Raw genomic sequence first — 21,000 nt, 5'->3', positions numbered from 1 at the left:
GCACGCTGGAGCCTCACCGGCGCGGGGGAAACGCCCCCCGCCCGGAAGACTTCACGCGACCAGCAGCGCCGCGCCGATGATGCCGCTGTCGTCGCCCAGCTCCGCGTCGGCGACGAGCAGGCCCTCGCGCGACGTCTGCGACGCCCACATCTGCACGCCGTCCAGCACGCGCTGCCGGATGCCCGGGCAGTGCGTCAGCACGCCGCCGCCCAGCACCAGCCGCGCCGGATTCAGCACCGTCACCTGGTTGGCCACCGCGATCGCCAGGAAGCGGGAGGCGCGCTCGTAGATCTCCTTCGCCTCCGCGTCGCCCATGTCCGCCGCCTTCTCCAGCATCACCGGCGTGATGCTGTCCGGGTCGCTGTCCGCGATGAGCGACTCCAGGATGCGCGAGTGCCCCGATGCCAGCAGCTCCTTCGTCTGGGCGATGAGGTTGTGGCCGCCCACGTACGCCTCCAGGCAGCCGTGCTCGCCGCAGCCGCACAGCCGGCCGCTGGGCACCACCTTGATGTGGCCCAGCTCGCCGGCCACGCCGCCGCCGCCCTGCATCAGCCGCCCGTCCGCGATGATGGCGCTGCCCACGCCGGAGCCCACGAACACCACCAGCATGTCCTGCGCCCCGCGACCCGCGCCCGCGTGCAGCTCACCCCACGCCGCGGCGGACAGGTCGTTCACCACCTTCACGGCGTAGCCCAGCCGCTTCTGGAGCAGGTCGGCCAGGGGCACGTTGCGCCAGCCCAGGTTGGGCGCCACGGAGATGACGCCGGAGTCCTTGTGGATCTGCCCGGCCGCGCCCACGCCGCAGCCGTCCACCTTCACGCCGGAGCGCTTCAGCGCTTCGTCCGCCGCCTGGGCGATGATCTCCACCACGCCCTGTGGCTTGCGGTCCGTCACCGCCACCTTGGCGCTCGAAAGCAGCTTGCCCTTCGCGTCCACCACCGCGGCCCGGACGGACGTCCCGCCCAGGTCGATTCCCAGCGTCGGCATGGCCAACTCCCTCCCTACGGTTGCGTGTGCGGTGCTTCGCGTGGAACGCCGCGCCTCAGGCGCCGACTTCCTTCTGCGCCTGGGCGACCGTGCTGTCGATGAGCGCCTGGATCTCCTTCAGGCGCGCCTCGGTGTTCGCCTCGAAGCGCAGCACCAGGATGGGCTGCGTGTTCGACGCGCGGATGAGGCCCCAGCCGTCCGGGAACGTCACGCGCACACCGTCCACGTCGATGATCTCGTGGCCCGCGTCGCGGAGGATCTCCGTGGCGCGCTTCACCATCGCGAACTTCTTCTCCTCCTTCGTGTCGAAGCGCAGCTCGGGGCTGGCGTAGGTCTTCGGCACGTCGGAGAGCAGCTGCGACAGCGTCTTCTTCTCGTGGGTCAGGATCTCCAGCAGGCGCGCGGACGCGTACACCGCGTCGTCGAAGCCGTAGTAGCGGTGCTTGAAGAAGATGTGGCCGCTCATCTCGCCGGCCAGCTCCGCGTGCTCTTCCTTCATCTTCGCCTTGATGAGGGAGTGCCCCGCCTTCCACATCACCGGCTTGCCGCCGTGCTTCGCGATGTCGTCGTACATCGTGTAGCTGCACTTCACCTCGCCGACGATGGCCGCGCCCGGGGCCTCCTTCAGCACGTAGCGGCTGAAGAGCACCATGATCTGATCACCCCAGAGCACGTTGCCCTGGTCGTCGATGACGCCGATGCGGTCGCTGTCGCCGTCATAGGCGATGCCCACTTCCGCCTTCTCCGACTTCACCGCCTTGATGAGGTCCTGGAGGTTCTCCACCACCGTGGGGTCCGGGTGGTGGTTGGGGAAGTTCGCGTCCATCTCGCAGAACAGGGGCACCACGTCGAAGCCCATGCTGCGGAACAGCGGGACGGCCACCTCGCCGCCCGTGCCGTTGCCCGCGTCGATGACGATCTTCATCCCCTGGCGGCCCACCTTCACCGTCTGGCGGATGAAGTGGTTGTAGGGCGTGACGATGTCGTAGGGCGTGACCTTGCCGGGCTTGGAAGCGGTGGCGAAGTCCTTCGCCTCGATGATGCGGCGCAGCTCCTGGATTTCGTGGCCGTGGAAGGTCGTCTTGCCCGCGCCAATCTTGAAGCCGTTGTACTCGGGCGGGTTGTGGCTGCCGGTGATCATCGCCAGGCCATCCACGGGCAGCGTGTTCGCCGCGAAGTACGTCAGCGGCGTCGGCACCACGCCCACGTCGTAGACGTCCAGGCCGGTGGCGGTGAGACCCTTGGCGAGCGCGTCGCGGAAGCGCGTGGAGGATTCGCGGCAGTCGCGGCCCACCGCGATGGAGGTCCCGGCCTTGCGGCGGATCATGGTGCCCAGACCCAGGCCCAGCAGCTCCACCACTTCGATGGTGAGGTCCTTGTCCACCAGACCCCGGATGTCGTACTCGCGAAAGATGTGCGCGTTCATGGCAGTGTCCCCACCCCTGTCCCGGCCGTGAGGGCTCGGCGGAGGGCGGCGAACACTACACGAGCGGCCCCGGGGGCTGCACACGCCCGAGCACCCCGCTCCCACTCTTGAACGCCCGGCTGCTCCTGGGGTGGGCGGCACCTCCCCCCGTCCTACCCCTATTGACGGGTAATGGACCCCATCAGGCCATGGCCCCGGCCCCCGCCGGGAGCTGCTCCCGCAGGGACTGGTAGTGCCGCAGCCACGACGTGTTCAGCGGATCCAGCTTCAGGGCCTCCGCGTAGCACTCCAGCGCGGCCGGCACGGACCGTTGGACCTCCAAGGCGTGTCCCCGGGTGAACAGGGCGCGGGCCTGCGTCTCCACCTCCGGGCGGGCGGCGAGGAAGGCGCTGCGCAGGGCCTCCATGGTCGGCTCGGGGACACCGGCGGCGACGCACCGGGCGAGGCCCGCCACGTTGCCCCGGGTGGCGTCGTAGCCCACGCGGGACTGGGGTTCGCCGAGCATCCGCTGCGCGGCCAGCACCCGGATGCGCAGGGACTCCAGCGCCTGACGCTGGGAAGCGGGCAGCGCGCGGCCCTGGAAGACGTCCAGGCGGCGCAGGGCGGCCTGGGCGCGGCGGCGCACGTCGCCGAAGTCCGCGTCGGGCTTCGCGCCCAGCAGGGTGTAGGGGTCCCGGGCGACGGCCTCCGCGCGGGACAGCATGCGGGCCAGCTCCGCGTCGGGCGCGGGCTCCAGGTCCTCGGTGAGGGCGCGGAGGAGGATCCGGCTCAGGGCCGGGTACTCGTCGGAGAAGTGGACGAAGACGCCGGCGGGCACGTTCCAGGTGCGCGCCTCGTCGAAGGTCACGTGGCGGACGACGTCGCACGCGCCCACGGCCGTCTCACCGCGGAAGGAGACCTCCACGGGCAGGCGCGCGGCGAGCGGCGGCAGGGAGCCCCGGCATTCGGCGAAGAGGCCCTCGGGGGCGACGTCGCTCACGGACACGGGCTGGAGCACCTCGCCCGGCGTGAGGCCCAGGCGCACGCGCAGGTCCGACGGCGCGTCGGTGCGAGGCGCGGTGGCCTCCAGCGGTGCCACCGCGTTCTCCAGCGGCAAGGGCACGGAGGCGCCGTCCGACACGCGGTCCACGAGCGCGATGGGCACAGCGGGCGGCTGTGAGGAAGCCGGATGGATCAACGGAATCGGGGCGGCCTCCACGGAGGGCGCCAGGTGCATGAACGGAATGGCCGCGGACCCCAGCGTGGACGTCGCGTGCGCCGCGGAAGCCGGGGTGACGTCCAGCGGCGACGTCGGATCCACCAGCAGGAGGGGCGCCCCCGCCTGCGAGGAAGACGCCGGGTTCAGCAGCAGGGTGGGCGCGGGGACCTCCGCCGAGGACATGGGGTTCTTCAGCGAGAGGAGCGCCGAGGCTTCCTCCGGGGACACCGTGGCCATCAGCAGGGTGTGCGCGGGCGCCCACGAGGAGTTCGCGTCACCAGACGACACCGGGCCCACGTCGAGGGGTGCACCGGTGGCCCGGGCGGACACCGACGGCGCGTCACCGGCAGCGCCAGTGCCCGAGGAATCGGCCCGGGACGCGACCGTGTCCTCCCGCTCCGCGGGCCCCAGCATCGCCACGGCCGAGGCCCAGAACGCGGCCACCTCCGCGCGCATGGCCACCTCGCCCGCGCGGGCTTCGGAAGGCATGCCGTCCGCCGCGCGCAGCGCCGCATCCTCCATGGATGAAGCCGAGTCCCCCCACGCGGGCACGTCCTCCACGATGTCGATGTCGTCCAGCGCGTCGCGCTCCGTCACGACCTCCGACGAAACGTCCTCGCGCGCATCCGCCGAGGCATCCCGCACACCCGGCTCCAGGCCCAGCGCCTCCGCGAGCGCGACGCGGAAGGCCCGCGCGCTGTCGAAGCGGTCCTCGGGTCGCGCGGCCAGCGCCCGCAGCAGCACGGTGGACAGCGCGGGAGGCACGCTCGCGTTGAGCGCATGCGGCGGGAACAGCGCCACGTCCGCGGACCGGCCCAGCCCGAACGGCAGCCGCCCGGTGACGAGCAGATACCCGGCCACGCCCAACGAATGCACATCCGCGCGAGGCCCTCCGGAAACGCCGGCGGACTGCTCGGGCGCCATGAACGTGGGCGAGCCCACCGTCACGCCCCGCGCCCGCTCCTCCCGCGACAGCGCCGCGTCCCGCACCATGCCCGCGCCGAAGTCGCGCACCATCACCCGCCGCGCGCCCTTCGCATCCCGCGTGACGACCAGCGAGTCCAGCGTGAGGTCCCCGTGCACGAGCCCGCGCGCATGCGCCGCCTCCAGCCCCGCGAGCGCCTGCGCCAACACCTCGCCCGCCTCCACCGGAGACAGCGGCAGCGGCATCGCGCTCAGCGACTCCCCTTCCGGCGCCTCCATCAACACGCAGGGCAGGCCCTGGGGACCGGGGCGCACGTCCAGCACGCGCGCCACGTGACGGTGCACGACGTTGCGCTGCGCGAGCGCCTCCGCGATGAACCGCGCGCGCACCGCTGGCCGGGCCGCCAGGTGCGCATGCAGCACCTTCACCGCGAAGCGGTGCCCCGTGGGCACGTACTCCGCCAGGTACACCGACGCCACCGCGCCAATCTCCAGCCGGCGCTTCAGCAGCAGCGGCCCGTGCCGCTGGCCCTCCAGCGAGTCCCCGGACACCGACGACGGCGATTCGACGGGGCAGGCCTCCCCGTTCTGGTGTTCCTCCACGCAGCGCTTGCAGCCCATCGCCATCCCCGCCTGACGCCCCCTGAATGGGGCGGACCCGGGGTGGACTTGCAACCTCCGCGCCTCATGCCCGGGGGCGCCCTCCGTCCGGCACCGGACACTCCAACCGCCCGAAGGTGCCGGCAATCGCCCGAAACGGCTCGGGGCCCCCTGTAGAAATGACAGGGAGCCCCGGGAAGAAATGTGTGAGGGGAAACAGGAGGCGGGGTGAGCCCGGGGCCTACAAGGCCCCTACAGCAGCTTCAGGCGCTTCTTGGCCTTGAGCGCCTCGACGACCTTGCGGACGTCCTGGCTCCTGTCCTTGGGGACGACGAGGACGGCGTCGCCGGAGTCCACCACCACCACGTCATGCATGCCGACGACGGAGAGGGTCCGCTTGTCCCCGAGCACCACGCAGTTCGTGCAGTCCACGAGCACCGCGTCGCCGGAGACGACGTTGCCCTGGGCGTCCGCGGGGCGCACTTCGGGGATGGCGGCGAATGAGCCGACGTCGGACCAGCCGAAGTCGCCATCCAGCACCGCGATGTTCTCCGCCTTCTCCATCACGCCGTAGTCGATGGAGATGGAGGGCAGCTTGGGGAACACGCGCTTGAGCACGGCGGGGAAGGTGCGCTTGCCCGCGGCCTTCTGGAGCGCGTCCAGGCCCTTCTGCATCTCCGGCATGTGCTTCTGGAAGGCCTCCAGCATCACGTCCGCGCGGAAGACGAAGATGCCGCCGTTCCACAGGTAGTCGCCGCCGGCCAGGTACTCCTGCGCCGTCTTGAGGTCGGGCTTCTCCTTGAACGCCTTCACGCTGCGGCCGCCGCCCTCCAGCGCGTCACCGACCTGGATGTAGCCGTAGCCCGTCTCCGGGCGCGCGGGCTTGATGCCCAGCGTGACGATGTGACCGCCCTCCGCGATGCGCGCGGCCTCCGCGAGCGTGCGCTGGAAGCCCTTCACGTCCGCGACGTGGTGATCCGACGGCAGCACCGCGAGGATGCCCCGCGGGTCGCGCGCGGCCACCTGGAGGGCGGCGAGCGCGATGGCGGGCGCGGTGTTGCGCGCCACGGGCTCCACCAGGAGGTTGCCCTTGGGCAGGCCCTTCACCAGCTTCAGGGCCGTCTTCGCGTGCACGGGGCCGCAGACGATGAAGGTGTTCTTCACCGGCGCCAGGCCCTTCAGGCGCAGGGCGGTGTCGGTGAGCAGCGGGTGCTTGGAGGCGAGCGGGAGGAACTGCTTCGGACGGGCCTGGCGGGACAGCGGCCAGAAGCGGGTGCCGGAGCCACCGGCCATGATGACGGGATAGAGGGCCATACGCGGGGTCTGAGCTCCTGGAGGGCGCCAGGCCACGCCTGACGCTGACGGCGGCGCACCATAGCGCTTCGCGCCGTGGGAGGAAGGGGGCCCGGCTGTCTGCTGCCCGGCCGGTGGGGCGCGCGGATGTGGGCAGAGTTTTGACCCGCCCCCGAAAAGCCAGTCTCATGCCCCACCGTTGAGTCTCAAGCCCACATCCACCGGGTGGACGCTGGCCTTCACCGTGCTGCTGACGGTGGGGTTGTCCCTGGCGCCACTGCCGGAGAAGTTCCGCCCCCTCCCCAGCCTTCGTCAGGAAGGTTCGCTCGGGCCCAAGCTGGTGGCGCTCGCGCTGCCGGCCTCGCTGCGCGGGGTGAAGGCCCCGCGTCCGCCCGCCGACACGATGGCGCCCGACGCCCCGCCCTCCGCGCTCGCGGAAGCGGACACCGCCGCCACCGACACGGATCCGAAGGCCGGCCCCCAGGTGGGCGAGGCCCCGGCGGTGCCCGGCATCGGCCTGGAGGAGCTGAGCGCCCCCACGCTGGCGACCGCGCTGGAGCTGGAGGCCCTGCGCGAGCGCATGGGCGCGAAGCACGTGGACATCGAGCTCAACTGCCGCAAGTCGCGCGCGGACGGGACGTGTGAAGAGGACGGGCTCGCGCCGCTGATGCGAGCGCTGGGCGACCTGCGCTCGGACGCGCGGCGCACGCCGGTGCGGGTGGTGCACCTGGGCGATTCGTTGATCGCCTCCGACTACATCACCGACGTGGTGCGCGACCGGCTCCAGGAGCGCTTCGGTTCGGGCGGCCCGGGCTTCCTCTACATCCACCGGCTGGCGAGCGCCGGCCGCGCCACGCGCGCGGGCACCGCGAGCACGGACGGCTGGAAGATGGAGCGGCTGGTGGACACGCACTGGCCGAAGGACCGCGTGGGCTGGACGGGCGTGGCCTTCTCCACCAACGGTCCGGCGCAGAGCACGCGCTACTCGCTGGAGGGCACGCGCGAGGCGGAGCTGTACTTCCTGGCCCAGGCGGCCAGCGGCTCCGTGCAGGTGTCGGTGGATGGCAAGAACACGCAGCGCATCCAGACGCGCGCGTTCGGCCCCAAGTCGGAAGCCGCGTTCGCGAGGCTGAAGCTCCCCGAGGGCGCGAAGACGCTGACGCTCACCACCAGCGGCAAGACGGAGCTGCACGGCGTCGCGCTGGAGTCGGGCACGCCGGGCGTCGTCTACGACACGGTGGGCCTGCTGGGCGGCATGGCGGAGGTGTACCTGCGCGCGCAGCCCGCGGCCTTCCGCGCGCAGCTGCGTCACCGCAAGCCGTCGCTGGTGGTGCTGATGGTGGGCGGCAACGAGGCGTTCTTCCTGTCGCGCGAGCGCACCACGGTGGACGAGGTCCGCACGCAGATGAAGGAGCTGGTGTCGCGCGTGCGCACGGCGGTGCCGGACGCGGCGTGCCTCGTGATGTCGCCCATCGACGCGGGCGTGCGCACGATGAGCGGCGAGTTGGTCACGCGCCGGCACTCGGCGGAGGTGACGGAGGTCTTCCGAGAAGAGGCGCGCCGGGGTGGCTGTGCCTTCTACGACACGCTGGCGGCGATGGGCGGCGAGGGCTCCGCGCTCAAGTGGCTGGAGTCGGGCCTGATGCTGGAGGACCTGGTGCACCCGCGCGTGCGCGGCTCCAACCTGCTGGGCCACCTGTTCGACCTGTCGTTGCAGCGGGCCTTCGCGCGCACGCATCCGCCGCGCCTGCCGGGCACGGACACGACGGGCCTGCAGAACGCGGCCCCCGCGCTGAACCGCACGTTCGAGGCCCTGGCCCGCCGCGAGTCCGGCGCGAAGCTGCGCGTGGGCATCGCGCAGGTCGGCGCTTCCCACACGGCGGCGCACTTCTTCTCCGACACCGTGCGAGCCGCGCTGACGAAGCGCTTTGGCGACGCGGGGCGGGGCTTCATCGCGGCGGGCAAGCCGTCATCGCGGCTGGAGGCGGCGCATGTGTCGCGCACGCTGGACGGCCCGTGGACGGTGGAGGACGCGAAGGGCGCCACGCCCGGAGGGCTCTGGGGGCTCACCGGCATCCGCGCGGTGGGAGCGCCCGGCGCGAGCCTGGGCATCTCCTTCTGCGAAGACTGCGAGGGCCGCAAGGACACGCCGGGCCGGCTGGACCTGTACGCGCTGGACGCGCCGGATGCGGCCGCGCCGACAATCCGCGTGGACGGCGAGGAGATTGCTCCGGAAGCCCCGCCGCCGGAGCCGCTGACGAAGCCCACGGTGCGCATCCGCTCCTTCCCGGTGACGGGCGCCGCGCACACGGTGCAGGTGACGGTGCCGGAGGGTGGAGGGTCCGCGACGGTGCTGGGCGCGTCGCTGGAGTACGACACGCCGGGGCTGGTGTACGACGCGCTGGGGTTGCCCGGCGCCACGGCCTTCACCGCGCGGGACATGGACGCGGCGGCGATGGATGAGCAGTTCAAGGCGCGCCGGCCGGACCTGCTGGTGTTCTGGTACGGCACCAACGAGGCGGAGCTGCCGGGCCTGGACGCGGAGGCGCTGCGGCAGGACTACGCGGCGCTGGTGACGCGGCTGCGCAAGGCGACGGGCGCGGAGTGCCTGCTCATCGGGCCCACGGACCGGATGCAGCAGGACGCGGATGGCCGTTGGACGGAGGCGCCCGCGCTGGGCAGGGTGCTCACGACGCTGCCACGCGTGGCGAAGGACGCGGGGTGCGCGTACTGGTCCGCGAGGGCGGCGATGGGCGGCGAGCGTTCGATGCAGCGCTGGCAGCGCCAGCCGGAGCCGCTGGGGCACGCGGACGGGGTGCACCTGACGCAGGCGGGCTACACGGTGCTCGCGAACGCGTTCGTGAAGGACCTGATGGCGGCGTACGAGTCCACGAAGAAGGGCGGCGAGCCGACGGCCTCCGCCGCGGGAGCGCCCTGAGCCGTGCTGTCCCACAGCCTCCACTACGTCATCTTCGTCATCGTGGTGTTCGCGCTCTACTGGGCGGTGCACCGGCACTTCTGGCCCCGGATGTGGGTGCTGCTCGTGGCGAGCCTGGTGCTCTACACCGGGTTCACGCAGCTGCCGCAGCTCATCGCGCAGGGGAACGTGACGGTGGAGGCCCTGCTGCTGGCGGGGATGCCGCTGCTCATCTTCCTGACCGGCGTGACGGTGGACCACCTGCTGGTGAAGGGGCTGGGCCGCGCGCAGAAGCCGGGCGTGCGCAAGCTGCTGGTGGTGCTGTCCATCGTCTCCAACCTGGGGATGCTGGCGGGCTTCAAGTACCTGGAGCTGTTGCGCAGGACGGCGCTGGCGCTGCTGGGACCGTGGGGCGTGGAGGTCCGCCCGGAGCCCTTCCACCTGCTGTTGCCGGTGGGGCTGTCGTTCTTCGTCTTCCAATCCATCAGCTACACGGTGGACGTGTACCGGGGGAAGGCGAGCTCGGGGCACTCGTTCATCGAGCACCTGCTCTACATGCTGTTCTTCCCGCGCGTGGTGAGCGGGCCCATCGTGCGCGAGTCGGAGCTGATGGCGCACTTCCGCCAGGTGCCCACGCTGTCGCCGGATGACGGTGGCAAGGCGATGTTCCGCATCGCGGTGGGGCTGGTGAAGAAGCTGATCATCGCGGACGTGCTGGGCAGCGGCATCGTGGATCCGGTGTTCGGCAGCCCGCACGCGTACTCGTCGGCGGAGTGCGCGGTGGCGGCGGTCGCGTACACGTTGGAGCTGTACTACGACTTCTCGGGGTACTCGGACATCGCGATTGGCGTGGCGGCGTTGTTCGGGTTCCGGTTCCCGGAGAACTTCGCGCGGCCGTACCTGGCGAAGAACCTGTTCGAGTTCTGGAACCGCTGGCACATGAGCCTGTCGTCGTGGCTGCGGGACTACCTGTACATCCCGCTGGGCGGCAACCGGCGCTCGAAGCCGAGGGTGCTCTTCAACCTGATGATGGTGATGGTGCTGGGCGGCCTGTGGCACGGGGCGGACTGGCGCTTCGCCGTCTGGGGCGCGGTGCACGGCGTGGCGTTGTGCGCGGTGCGCTGCTGGTGGTGGTTCCGGGGCAAGCAGCAGGAGCCCGGCCCGGTGCGCGTGGGCCTGGGGATGCTGGCCACGTTCACGCTGGTGGTGTTGACGCGCGTGGTGTTCCGCGCGCCGGACATGACGCACGCGGCGGAGTTCTACCAGCGCATGCTGGCGGGCATCCCGGGCCTGGCGAACGTGGGCCCGCTGGTGTGGACGATGCTGGCGGTGGCCATCATCGCGCACACACTGCCGATGAAGGTCTACGACCTGACGGCGCTCGCGTTCCTCAAGCTGCCAGCACCCGCGCGGGCGGTGGTGCTGGTGCTCATCGGTCTGGGCATCCGGCAGCTGGCCTCGCTGGAAGCGCGGCCGTACGTGTACCTCCAGTTCTGAGTACGCTCGCCGGATGAGGTTCGTTCGGCGACAGCTCTGGTGGGTCGCAGCGTGCACGGGCATCGCATGCGCGAGTGCGGGTGCCCGGCGGTTCTATGTTTCTTCGGAGCTGCCCAGTCAGGACGGCATCAAGAGCCTGACCGTGGCCCCGGGCCCCTGGCCGGAGATCCCCGCGGTCCTCACGCACGCGATGAGCGTTCCCGATGACCTCGTGATTCCAACGCTTCAAGCGTTGTTTGAGCTCCCCGGCGCCATCGACACATGTGACGCGAGCACGGGGCGGCCACGCCCGGAGGCGTCCGAGTACTGCGTCGCCATCTATCGCACGCCTTCGGACTGGCGAGTGTCCTGGCCGGTCCGGAACACGGTGAAGTCAGGCGGCTCGTGCCAACCTCCGTTTGGAGGAGTCGATGATGCGGACTACGGCAAGGACCTGCCCGTCTTTGGCTATGCCCACAACCACCCGTGCGCATCGGACGTGAGCAATCAGGACCTGAGTACCTGGCCGCTGGCCAAATCGGAAGGTGCGTGGGTCGTGGTCGCCTATGGCACGACTCCGGGCGGGCGGCTCGCACGTGATGAGCGTGGGCAGGTGATTCCCGCTTGGGGCTGGCTCGCCACCGGGCATCGAAATGCCCCACGGTTCTACAAGTGGAATCAGGAGGGCGCTGTCTTCCGCTGGGATGGAACAAAGAAGCACTGGAACTTCCAGGCACGCTGCAAGCCAAGTCCCCCCAGCATGCTCAGGCCCGAGGGCGTCCCACCCGACTGCTCCGCGGCCCTTCACCCCTAGTGGCCTACGGCCCCCCCAGGTGCTCTCATGATGAAGACTCCCCAGCTCATGCTGATGGCATCACTGTTGATGGAGCTGGGCCTCCTGGGGATGCCCCTCTGCAATAGGAGACCGGACGCGAGCCCGGTGGAATCCCCCGCACCAGCCGACGCGGGCGTACCCATCTCCGCATCGACACCTGAGTCGCCCATTCCCTGGCCGAAACAGGACCTGACGCCGCTCGCCACCCTGGAAGGCCCCGCCATCCAGGCAGCACATGCAGCACTGGAAGAAGCGCTGAAACGATTCCCCAAGGAGTCCACGGGACAGTGCGCCTTTTCCGCCAGGTCCCTGGAAGCCGTCATTGGGAAAGAAGCAGGCTGGTACTTCGTACGCATCAACCGCCGCGTCGACCGATGCCCAGGCTTTGGACCCGGCGTCACCGGGCTTGAGACCGACTGGTTCGAACTGTTCGCGGTCTCACCAGACGGATCCATCGAGCGGTATCCGTACCATCCATGAGGAGAGCGTCCAGACCGCCGCAGCAAGCGCAAGGAAGCCTCCACCTGAACGAGCGACCTCAAGCCCGCCGGGCCGTCAGCGCCACCAGCGCGATTCGCTCCACGCCCGCGTATGGCGGCTTCTCCAGCTCCTCTCCGAACACGTCCGGATCCAACTCCTCGTAGGACACGTCCGTGAGCGGCGCGCTCCGCCACTGCCGCTCCAGTGCGGTGCGCAGCAGGTCCTCACCTTCCACCACCGGCGCGCCCGTGTAGAGCACCAGCGTCCCACCCTGCGACAGGCGCTCCACGCCTTCGCGCACGATGCGCACCGACAACTCCGTGCCGTGCGTGCCTCCACCGTCCCGGTACGTGCGCCCATCCGCGTCCGCCAGATACGGAGGGTTCGCGACAATCAGGTCGAACGCGCCGGAGACCCCCTGGAGCAGATCCGAATGCGCCACCTGGACCCCCTGCGCGCCGTTCAGCCGCGCATTCACCCGCGAGAACACCAGCGCCTCCGGATTCAGGTCCGCGAGCACCACCTCATCGCTGCGCCTCGCCACCGAGAGGCCCCCCGCGCCCGAACCACACCCCAGGTCCACCACGCGCCGGAACGTGCCCTGCACCCGCTGCAACAACGCGCAGAACCGGTAGGTGTCCGGCCCGAAGAACACCGCGTCCTTCTGCGACGTGGGCCACGCCGAGTGGACGTACAGTCCCGGACCCAGCGTGGAGAACCGCACCCGGCTGCGCAGCGTCCCGTCCCCACAATCCGCCAGCGCGCCTGCCTGCTCCAGCAGCGCCTGCAGCCCAGGCGACAGCACGCCGGGCTTGAAGGGCCGGCTCCACCCGAACACGTCCCGGAGCGAACGGGCCTCACTCGCCCCGGAGCGGGCATTCACCCGCCGGTGCGTCTCTGGCGTCACCGTCGTGAAGGCATAGCCCTCCGCCCGCAGGGCGTCCCCCAACGCGACCAGCGCGGCTTCCCGGGTTTCACCTGCCTCACGCCCACCGTCCACACCACCCCCTCGAAGGATCCCTCCATCCAATGTTGGACGTGCCCTGACGTCCGACAAGGAGCCTTGCCGCACGCACTGTCCCCCGCCCCCCGGATCCAGCGCCTGGCAGGCAAGAGAACACCTGGCGGCGTCCGAGCTCCCGCACATTCACCACGCGTGCACCAGGGCGTGCCGTGGAGGCTCACCCTGCGCTCGCCTCGGACACGGCGTCCGCGCCCTCCGGGTAGAGCACCTGCCGGCCGTGGAGTCTGGCGAAGGCGGTGAGCGGATGCGGCTCCACGCGTGTGGGGCTCGTGATGTGCATCACCTGGACGCCCCTTGCCCAGAGCGCGTCGGCCAGGAGCGAGCGATGACAGCGCCACCGCAGCGCCTCCGCGCACATGACGGCCACGGGCCCACGCAGCGCGATTTCGCGCAGCGCCTCGAGCCCCCGCGCGAAGTCCTCCGTCAACATGTAGTCCGCGTAGCCACGAAAGCTCGCGTTGCGCCACGCCCCGTTGGGCGAGTCCTTGCGCGCATGCCGCAAGCCACCGAGCGCCGCCAGGTGCAGGTACTCCACACCCACTTGCGCGAGCAACGGCCCGAGCACGTCCACGTTGAACTGCGGGTTGTGGCGCGAGCGCGGCACGGTGCGGATGTCCACGAGCGTCCGCACACCGTTCGACCACAGCATCCCCACCAGCTCCTCCACCGTGCGCGTGGAGTGGCCCAGCGCGAAGACCTGGACGCCACTCCACCCAGGTGCCCGCCTCGGCAGCCGCGTGACCATTCCCACGCCTCCTGACGGAAGGCCGGGGCCCGGGCGAGAGCCCTCCGAGCCCGGCGCTCGGCGCCCATGCGGCCTCCCTGGCCCCCTGGAGCCGCCCATCAAGTGTTGGACGTTCCCCCGCGTCCGACAAGCAGCCTCGCGAAACCGGGCTGCTGGCTCGCGGAGATTCGCGCCTCAGCCCCCGGCAGGCAGGCGGGCACCCAGCAGGTCCTGCACGCCCGGCACGTCCGCCACGAGCAACAGGAAGTCGCGCAGGATGCGCGCCGTGGCGCCCCAGATGACGTGCTCGCCGTGCGTGTAGAAGTGCACGTCGTGCTCCACCCCTTCCCACGCGTGGCGCTCCACGCGGAGGATGGCGGGGTCCATCAGCCGCACGAACGGCACCTCCAACACCAGGTCCACCTCCGCCGGGTTCGGCACGTACTTCCCGTCCCCCGGAATCACGCCCACGTAGGGGCGGATCCGATACGAGGACGTCGTCGGCGTCTCATCCAGCAGGCCCAGCACCCGCACGCCGCCGCGCGCGATGCCCAGCTCTTCCTCTGTCTCGCGCAGCGCGGTCTCCAGGGGCGTGACGTCCTGCGCGTCCTGGCCACCGCCCGGGAACGCGTACTGCCCCGCGTGCGTGCGCAGGTGCGCGGGCCTCCGGGTGAAGACCATGAAGGGCACGCCGTCCCGTTCGAACAGCGGCACCAGCACGGCCGCCTCGCGCAAAACCCTGCCCGGCAGGTTGAACGTCCGCGCCGGCCGCGCCTTCAGCCGCGCCTCCAACGCATCGAACAAGGCCTCCACGCGCACGGCTTCCATCCCCATCAGTCCGTGATCTGCTTTTCGACCGGCGGCTTCGTCGGCGCGTCCGGCGTCGACAGGTTCTCCACGCCCGACATCGGCTTGAGCACGTTCGCCTGCAGCAGGCCCAGGAGCAGCACGCCCAGCGCGATGCGGTACACCACGAACACCAGCGTCGTGCGGCGCTTGAGGAAGCTCAGCAGCCACGCGATGGCGCCCATGCCGGACGCGAACGCCACCAGCGTGCCCACCACCAGCGCCACCGTGGAGGGCCGCGTCGGCGCCTCCAGCAGGTGCTTCAATTCGAAGATGCCCGCCAGCGTCGTCGCCGGAATGGACAAGAGAAACGAGTAGCGCGCCGCGTCCTCGCGCTTGAGCCCCAGCGACAGGCCGCCCGTGAGCGTCGTGCCCGACCGCGACGAGCCCGGCACCAGCGCCAGCGCCTGCCACAGGCCGATGAGGATGCCGTCCCGCCACGTCATGTCCGCCACGGTGCGCGTGTGCGACGCGCGCTTCTCCACGATGAACAGCACCAGCGCCAGCACGATGAGGCTGCCCGCGATGACGTAGAGCGACCGGAACTGCGTCTCGATGAGCTTCTTGAACGCCAGCCCGCAGATGCCGATGGGCAGCGTGCCCACCAGCACGAACCACGCGAGCCGCGACTCCAGCGTGCCGAACGGTTCCTTGCGCGCCAGGCCCTTGAAGAACGCGGCCACCAAAGAAACGATGTCCTTGCGGAAGTAGATGAGCACCGCGGCCACCGTGCCCAACTGGATGATGGCCGAGTACGCGGCCCCCGGGTCCGCCCAGCCGAACAGCTCCGGCGCGATGCGCAGGTGCGCGGTGGAGCTGATGGGCAGGAACTCCGTGAGACCCTGGACCAGACCCAGGACGATGGCTTCGAGGAGGCTCATAGGGGGCGGTGCGCCAGGGATATGCCCTGCCCTCCTGGCCCGCAAGCGCGAAGGTTCCCCATCCCTCCGCCCGGTTCGCCACCCGACCGTCCGCCCGCCAAACCCGGGTAGGCTTCAATCCTCCATGCCGCCCGTCCCCTTGTGCCCCTGCTCCTCCGGACAGCGCTACCGCCAGTGCTGCGCCCCCTTCCACCGAGGCGAGGCCGAAGCGCCCGACGCCGAACGCCTCATGCGCAGCCGCTACAGCGCCTTCGCCCAGCGCGACGCCGCCTACCTGTGGAAGACCCTCCACCCGGACCACCCGATGCGCGCCCGTCCAGAGGCGGACGTCCTGCGCGAGCTGCGCGCCTTCGCCCAGGGTCACCAGTACCCGGGGCTCGTGGTGCTGGGCCACCAGCCGCCGGACGCCTCCGGCCTCGCCCGCGTCCTCTTCTTCGCCAAGGTGTTCGAGAAGGGCAAGGACCAGTCCTTCGTGGAGCGCTCCGACTTCCGCCACGACGGCACCGGCTGGCGCTACCTGGACGGCGTCCTCAAGCTGCCGCGCGAACTGTCCGTGCCGCCCGAGTCACTCACGCTGGACACCTTCCCGGCGGGCTGAGGAAAAGGGCACGGAAATCCCCTGTCAGGATTTTCGCGGCCCTTGCGTCAGACACCGTGCTGCCCGGCCGGAGAGGCCCTACACGCACTGGTACGGCCCCCTTCACGGGGGGCTTGCGGTTCGAATCCGCTCTGGCCTGAAACGCCACCCAATCGCGGCTTCTCCACTCGGGCAGCACCCTTTTCCCTCCTCCCTCAGCGCGCGGACTCCGTGTCCAGGTCGCGCGAGGACAGGTCCCGGTCGTCTCCGCTGCCACCGGGCGCTCCGTCCGCGCCCAGGGACACGATGACCGCCTCCTCACCCAGCAGCACGTACCGGTAGTCGTGGCCCCATGGGTCCTGGGGCAGCTTCGCGAGGAGGCCTTGCTCCACCAGCGTGCCCAGCCCCGTGTCCGGGTCCGGCAGCCGACCTGTCTTCTCCACGTGCAGTCGCAGGGCGTTGTCGATCACCTTGAAGTCCTGCGCCACGCGCTGCGGCTTGCCTCGGTAATGGTCCATGAGCCCTCGCACGGCCAGGACCACCCAGGCGGTGAGCAATGACAGGACGCCGAGGATCACCATGAGTTCGATCAGCGTCATACCGCGCCGCCGCGTGTCCCCCTGCGCCCTCTCGCGCGGGAAGCCGTGCGCATCCGAGGAGAAGCGGGCATGGAGCCGTCCCCTCATCGCGCGGACTCCGCGTCCAGGTCGCGCGAGGACAGGTCCCGGTCGTCGCCATCCCCGCCTGGAGCGCCATCCGCGCCCAGTGACACGATGACCGGCGTACTCCGGTCCAGCGTGTACACATAGTCCTGGCCCCACGGGTCCTGGGGGAGCTTCGGGAGGATCTGCTCGTCCACCAACGCGCGCAGTCCCGTGGCCGTGTCCGGCAGCCGGCCCTTCTTCACGACGTACAACTGAAGGCCCTGCCCGAGCGACCCGAAGTCCAATGCCACGCGCTTCTGCTTCGCGGTTCCCAACTGGCCCAGCACCGCCACGCCCACCGCGGCGGCAATCAGTCCCAGGATGGTGATGACCACCATGATTTCAATCAGCGTCATGCCGCGCTGACGCCGCACCTGTCGCCTGCTCTTGTCCATGTCTGTCCTTCCGACACGGCGCCCCACGCGCCGCTTCCAGGCGGAACGGAGCCTCCAACCCGGCACCGCGTCCCACCTGGGACGAGCGTGTTTGCAATCAGCGCGCCTCTCTTCGCGGCCCGCTGCGACATCCGCGTTCCCAGAGGGCCAGAGGCGCAGCCCTCCGTGACTGGAGAACATGTCTGTCTTTCTGGCAGGAGCCTGGCGCGCGGCACCGCCACGGTGTCCCGCGCACCCACGCCACGAACGGAAGGCCTGATCCCTCCCGAAGGCCATGCCAGCCCCCCGCCACTTGCGCGCACGCCGTCCTCCGCGATACACGCCCCGCACCGAATCGAATTTGCGAATCAATCTCAAAATAAGCCGGTCGAAGCGGAAAACCGTGAACGGCCAGCGAGGCGGGTCCATGCGGGGACACAAGGCGATGTGGGGGGCGGGGCTGTTGGCGGCGGTGATGCTGCTCGGGGCATGCGGTGACGACCCGGTGCCCCTGCCGCCGGACAACACGGATGCGGGCGTGACGCTCGATGCGGGCACGGACGCGGGCACGCAGGTGGCGGCGCCCACGGTGAGCTTCACCTCCCCCACGGAGGGCGCCCAGGTGGAGCAGGCCCAGGTGCAGGTGGAGGCGGTGGTCCGCGCGGAAGGTGGAATCGCGCTGCTGACGGTGAAGCACAACAGCGGACCGGTCACCGACCGCACCCCTCCTAACGGCCCGAAGGAGCAGGTGCTGACGGTCCCCGTGGAGGCGGTGGTGGGCGAGAACACCGTCACCCTCCACGTGGAAGACGAAGCCGGCCAGTCCAACGACGCGACCCTGCACTTCACCTACGGCGACGTCCGGGCGCCCACGGTGGCGCTCACGAGCCCCACCGAGGGCCAGGACCTCACCGTGTACCAGGTGCGAGTGACGGGCCGGGCCACGGACAACTTCGGCGTGACGGGCTTCACCGCCCAGCTCAACGGCGGCACGGAGCAGCCCGAGTCCGTGTCCACTGACGGCGCCTTCACCTTCGTGCTCACGCCCGCGCGCGGCGACAACACGCTCGTGCTCCGGGCGCGCGACGCGTCTGGCAACGCCACCGAGAAGCAGGTCCACTTCCGCTTCGGCCGTTGGGTCACTGGAGGCGGTTCGCACTCGGCGCTCCTGCGCGACGGCAAGGTGTACGTCTGGGGAAACAACAACCTGGGACAGCTGGGCCTGGGCCAGCCCGGGCCCTCGGCGGGCAGCACCCCGTCGCCGCTGCTGCTGGCGGAGCTGCCCCCGGTGGGCGCGGTGGCGTTCGGTCAGAACAGCTCGCTCGCGGTCGGGTTGGATGGAACGGTGTGGACGTGGGGTGACAACAAGAACGCGCAGCTGGGCCTGGGCGTCCCCGGCGCCGGCGCGCTGGACGTGACGACGCGCTGGGCTCCGGCGCGCGTGCCCTCGCTGACGGACGCGGTGACGGCGGTCCGGGGCTACACGCACGCGCTGGTGCTCGCCAACGACAACACGGTGTGGGCCTTCGGAAGCAATGGCGCGGGCCAGCTGGGTGATGACACGACGAAGACCGCCTCCGACGTGCCGGTGAAGGTGGTGGACCTCACCGACGTCATCCAGGTGGCCGCCGGCTCCGAGCACTCCGTGGCGCTGCGCGCGGATGGCACCGTGTGGACGTGGGGGCGCAACAGCTCCGGCAACCTGGGCCTGGGCACCACGGACAGTGGACCGCACGCGCGGCCCGCGCAGGTGCCGGGGCTCACGGACGTGGTGGAGATATCGGCGGGCAAGGACCACACGCTCGCGCTGCGCGCCAACGGCGCCGTCGTCTCCTGGGGGCTGGGCGTGAGTGGACAACTGGGCCAGGGCCAGAGCGGCGATGACGGCAACAGCGCCGTGCCGGTGGCGGTGCTGGACCTCACGAACGCCACCTCGGTGGCCGCCAACGGCAACGTCAGCTTCGCCCTCCGCGCGGATGGCACCGTCGTCGGCTGGGGTCAGAACGCCAACGGGACGCTGGGCACCGGAGACAAGGTGACGCGCACGTCGCCCTCGACGGCCGTGGTGGGACTCACGGACGTGACGACCCTGGGCGTGGGCGCGCTGCACGCCATCTCCGTGCGGCGCGATGGGTCCATCTTCGGCTGGGGTTGGAACGTCAAGGGCTGCCTGGGAGGCGGCCCCGCCGCCAAGGATCCCTGGGCGTACTCGGAGCCCCTCCAGGTGACCCTGCCGTGAGACGGGCCGGCCTGTTCCTGATGCTGGCGCTGTGCTCCTGCGGCGAGACGCCTCGACCGTGGGAGGACCCCGTCATCCCGTCACAACCTCCGCCGCCCGACACGGAGGCCCCGGTGGTGCGCATCGACACGCCCGCGCCGGGCCAGTGGTTGAACGTGCCCCGCCTCCGCCTGAGCGGCGACGTGGGAGACGCCACCCGCGTCGAGGTGTGGGTCGATGACGGAATCTCCCGGACGCTGTCCGTCGCGGGCTCCACGCTGTCCATGGAGCTGACGGTGCCGCCCGGCTCGCACGTGCTCCACGTGTCGGCCACGGATGCAGCGGGCAACACGGCGACGCAGGACGTGCCGTATCACGGAGGTCCAGGGCTTGGCGGTGGACTCAGCCACACGGGCGTGGTGCGCCAGGGACGCCTCGTCACGTGGGGCGGCAATGGACAGGGGCAGCTCTGTGAGACGACGCCCGAAGAGCGGCTGAGCCCCGCGTTCGCGCTCGAAGGGCAGCGGCCCATCGCGATGGTGTCGGCCATGGACACCACCGCCTGGATCTCCGCCAACGGAAGCGCGTGGCTGTGCGGCGCGCTGGCCTCCCTGCTGGACGCGGGTGGCACCGTGGTGGGCAGTGCCCATCGCGTCGAAGGCGTGAAGGACGTGGTCGGCGTCGCCCTGGGCAGTGGCCACGCGTTGCTGCTGGATGCGAGCGGACAGGTCTGGGCGTTCGGGGCCAACGCGCGCGGACAACTGGGCCTGGGCGAGGAAGGCGAAGCAGTGCCGCAGCCCACGGCCGTGCCGGACCTCACCGATGTGGTGCAGGTGGTCGCGGGCAGCGAACACTCCGCGGCGCTGCACCGCGACGGCACCGTGTCAGTCTGGGGCTACAACCGCGATGGCGTGCTGGGCACGGGCGAAACGGAGGCGCGCGTGCAGGCGTCCCCCGCGCGTGTGCCCCGCCTGGAGCAGGTCGAACACCTGGCCTCCGGGCGCAGCCACCTGCTGGCGCTGCTCGCGGATGGGACGGTGCGCGCGTGGGGCACGGGGACGTCGGGACAGCTCGGCCACGGGGATGCGGGCTTCGGCGGGGGCCGTGCGCAGCCCACGCCGGTGCTGGTGCTCACGGGCATCACGGCGGTGACGGCCGCGAACAACTCCAGTTGGGCCTTGGGAAGTGACGGCACGGGCTGGGCGTGGGGACTCAACAGCACCGGACAGCTTGGCGTCGGGGACACCAACCAGCGCGTCGTGCCCACGCGATTGGCCACGCCCCTGCCGCTCGTGGAGCTCGCGGCGGGGGCCCAGCATGGGCTCGCGCGCACGCGGGATGACGCGGTGATCATCTGGGGCGGCAATCTCAGCGGCCAACTGGGAGAGGGCGATGGTGCGCCCAAGAGCGCGTCCACGCCGCAATCCGTGAACCTGCCGTGACCTTCCGCCCCTCCCCCATGGCCCTCTTGATGAACTCCACGCGGTGCCTGGTCCTGACCCTGTCTCTTATACAC

16 protein-coding genes are annotated in these 21,000 nt (G+C 70.8%); 6 read left to right on the top strand and 10 right to left on the bottom strand.

Annotation, left to right across the window (positions count from 1 at the left end; all coding sequences use genetic code 11):
- Nucleotides 1–51 precede the first annotated feature (51 nt).
- The 4 genes from D7X74_RS14455 to D7X74_RS14440 all read right to left on the bottom strand — a co-directional run bounded on the left by D7X74_RS14455 (nt 52) and on the right by D7X74_RS14440 (nt 6,449).
- Nucleotides 52–987: an ROK family protein gene (locus tag D7X74_RS14455; protein WP_120533537.1), complete on the bottom strand. Its 936-nt coding sequence runs from the start codon at nt 985–987 to the stop codon at nt 52–54.
- Nucleotides 988–1,042: 55 nt separating this feature from the next.
- Nucleotides 1,043–2,413 (bottom strand): phosphomannomutase/phosphoglucomutase, encoded by a 1,371-nt coding sequence (locus D7X74_RS14450; RefSeq protein ID WP_120533536.1) that lies wholly within the window; start codon nt 2,411–2,413, stop codon nt 1,043–1,045.
- A gap of 181 nt (nt 2,414–2,594) precedes the next feature.
- Nucleotides 2,595–5,162 carry a protein kinase gene (locus tag D7X74_RS44215; protein ID WP_233602101.1) on the bottom strand — a complete coding sequence of 856 codons (2,568 nt, stop codon included), beginning with the start codon at nt 5,160–5,162 and terminating at the stop codon, nt 2,595–2,597.
- Nucleotides 5,163–5,387: 225 nt separating this feature from the next.
- Nucleotides 5,388–6,449, bottom strand: a complete 1,062-nt coding sequence (locus D7X74_RS14440) for a mannose-1-phosphate guanylyltransferase (RefSeq protein ID WP_120533535.1) — start codon at nt 6,447–6,449, stop codon at nt 5,388–5,390.
- A gap of 178 nt (nt 6,450–6,627) precedes the next feature.
- On the opposite strand from D7X74_RS14440, the gene D7X74_RS14435 reads away from it, so the two are divergent.
- From D7X74_RS14435 to D7X74_RS44210, 3 genes are all read left to right on the top strand, one after another.
- Nucleotides 6,628–9,366 carry a GDSL-type esterase/lipase family protein gene (locus tag D7X74_RS14435; protein ID WP_120533534.1) on the top strand — a complete coding sequence of 913 codons (2,739 nt, stop codon included), beginning with the start codon at nt 6,628–6,630 and terminating at the stop codon, nt 9,364–9,366.
- A gap of 3 nt (nt 9,367–9,369) precedes the next feature.
- Nucleotides 9,370–10,842 (top strand): MBOAT family protein, encoded by a 1,473-nt coding sequence (locus tag D7X74_RS14430; RefSeq protein ID WP_120533533.1) that lies wholly within the window; start codon nt 9,370–9,372, stop codon nt 10,840–10,842.
- Between the two features lie 820 nt (nt 10,843–11,662).
- On the top strand, nt 11,663–12,136 hold the full coding sequence (locus D7X74_RS44210; protein ID WP_233602100.1) for a hypothetical protein: 474 nt from the start codon (nt 11,663–11,665) through the stop codon (nt 12,134–12,136).
- A gap of 58 nt (nt 12,137–12,194) precedes the next feature.
- On the opposite strand, the gene D7X74_RS14415 is transcribed toward D7X74_RS44210, so the two are convergent.
- The 4 genes from D7X74_RS14415 to D7X74_RS14400 form a co-directional block, all read right to left on the bottom strand.
- Complete coding sequence (locus D7X74_RS14415; RefSeq protein ID WP_233602099.1) at nt 12,195–13,136, bottom strand: class I SAM-dependent methyltransferase; 942 nt, start codon at nt 13,134–13,136, stop codon at nt 12,195–12,197.
- Nucleotides 13,137–13,317: 181 nt separating this feature from the next.
- Nucleotides 13,318–13,905, bottom strand: a complete 588-nt coding sequence (locus D7X74_RS14410) for a DUF488 family protein (RefSeq protein WP_120533530.1) — start codon at nt 13,903–13,905, stop codon at nt 13,318–13,320.
- Between the two features lie 174 nt (nt 13,906–14,079).
- Nucleotides 14,080–14,703, bottom strand: a complete 624-nt coding sequence (locus tag D7X74_RS14405; protein ID WP_120533549.1) for a CoA pyrophosphatase — start codon at nt 14,701–14,703, stop codon at nt 14,080–14,082.
- Nucleotides 14,704–14,717: 14 nt separating this feature from the next.
- Nucleotides 14,718–15,611, bottom strand: a complete 894-nt coding sequence (locus D7X74_RS14400) for an undecaprenyl-diphosphate phosphatase (protein ID WP_120533529.1) — start codon at nt 15,609–15,611, stop codon at nt 14,718–14,720.
- A gap of 124 nt (nt 15,612–15,735) precedes the next feature.
- On the opposite strand from D7X74_RS14400, the gene D7X74_RS14395 reads away from it, so the two are divergent.
- On the top strand, nt 15,736–16,209 hold the full coding sequence (locus tag D7X74_RS14395) for a YchJ family protein (RefSeq protein WP_120533528.1): 474 nt from the start codon (nt 15,736–15,738) through the stop codon (nt 16,207–16,209).
- A gap of 194 nt (nt 16,210–16,403) precedes the next feature.
- Here D7X74_RS14395 and D7X74_RS14390 read toward each other — a convergent pair whose 3' ends face one another.
- The gene (locus tag D7X74_RS14390; RefSeq protein ID WP_120533527.1) at nt 16,404–16,874 is read right to left on the bottom strand and encodes a type II secretion system protein GspG; all 471 of its coding nucleotides are present in this window, start codon (nt 16,872–16,874) and stop codon (nt 16,404–16,406) included.
- On the bottom strand, nt 16,871–17,287 hold the full coding sequence (locus D7X74_RS14385) for a type II secretion system protein GspG (RefSeq protein ID WP_120533526.1): 417 nt from the start codon (nt 17,285–17,287) through the stop codon (nt 16,871–16,873). The genes D7X74_RS14390 and D7X74_RS14385 overlap by 4 nt, the downstream gene beginning before the upstream one ends.
- A 406-nt stretch (nt 17,288–17,693) precedes the next feature.
- On the opposite strand from D7X74_RS14385, the gene D7X74_RS14380 reads away from it, so the two are divergent.
- Entirely contained in the window at nt 17,694–19,505 is a 1,812-nt protein-coding gene (locus D7X74_RS14380) for an Ig-like domain-containing protein (protein WP_158622231.1), read from the top strand.
- A complete protein-coding gene (locus D7X74_RS14375) occupies nt 19,502–20,926 on the top strand; it encodes a chromosome condensation regulator RCC1 (RefSeq protein WP_147446568.1) in 1,425 nt (474 codons plus the stop codon). Before D7X74_RS14380 ends, D7X74_RS14375 begins: the two co-directional genes overlap by 4 nt.
- Nucleotides 20,927–21,000: the final 74 nt, after the last annotated feature.

This window comes from Corallococcus sp. CA047B (genome assembly GCF_003612065.1).
In the GTDB taxonomy this organism is placed as follows: Bacteria; Myxococcota; Myxococcia; order Myxococcales; family Myxococcaceae; genus Corallococcus; species Corallococcus praedator.
Note: the sequence above shows the minus strand (reverse complement) of the source record. Positions and strands in the feature narration are given on the sequence as shown.

Bases quoted from the DNA above. Each gene is read 5' to 3' on its own strand.
- D7X74_RS14395 (WP_120533528.1), top strand. From the start codon at position 15,736: ATGCCGCCCGTCCCCTTGTGCCCCTGCTCCTCCGGACAGCGCTACCGC.
- D7X74_RS14440 (WP_120533535.1), bottom strand. From the start codon at position 6,449: ATGGCCCTCTATCCCGTCATCATGGCCGGTGGCTCCGGCACCCGCTTC.
- D7X74_RS44210 (WP_233602100.1), top strand. From the start codon at position 11,663: ATGATGAAGACTCCCCAGCTCATGCTGATGGCATCACTGTTGATGGAG.
- D7X74_RS14390 (WP_120533527.1), bottom strand. From the start codon at position 16,874: ATGAGGGGACGGCTCCATGCCCGCTTCTCCTCGGATGCGCACGGCTTC.
- D7X74_RS14450 (WP_120533536.1), bottom strand. From the start codon at position 2,413: ATGAACGCGCACATCTTTCGCGAGTACGACATCCGGGGTCTGGTGGAC.
- D7X74_RS44215 (WP_233602101.1), bottom strand. From the start codon at position 5,162: ATGGCGATGGGCTGCAAGCGCTGCGTGGAGGAACACCAGAACGGGGAG.
- D7X74_RS14455 (WP_120533537.1), bottom strand. From the start codon at position 987: ATGCCGACGCTGGGAATCGACCTGGGCGGGACGTCCGTCCGGGCCGCG.
- D7X74_RS14380 (WP_158622231.1), top strand. From the start codon at position 17,694: ATGCGGGGACACAAGGCGATGTGGGGGGCGGGGCTGTTGGCGGCGGTG.
- D7X74_RS14400 (WP_120533529.1), bottom strand. From the start codon at position 15,611: ATGAGCCTCCTCGAAGCCATCGTCCTGGGTCTGGTCCAGGGTCTCACG.
- D7X74_RS14410 (WP_120533530.1), bottom strand. From the start codon at position 13,905: ATGGTCACGCGGCTGCCGAGGCGGGCACCTGGGTGGAGTGGCGTCCAG.
- D7X74_RS14385 (WP_120533526.1), bottom strand. From the start codon at position 17,287: ATGGACAAGAGCAGGCGACAGGTGCGGCGTCAGCGCGGCATGACGCTG.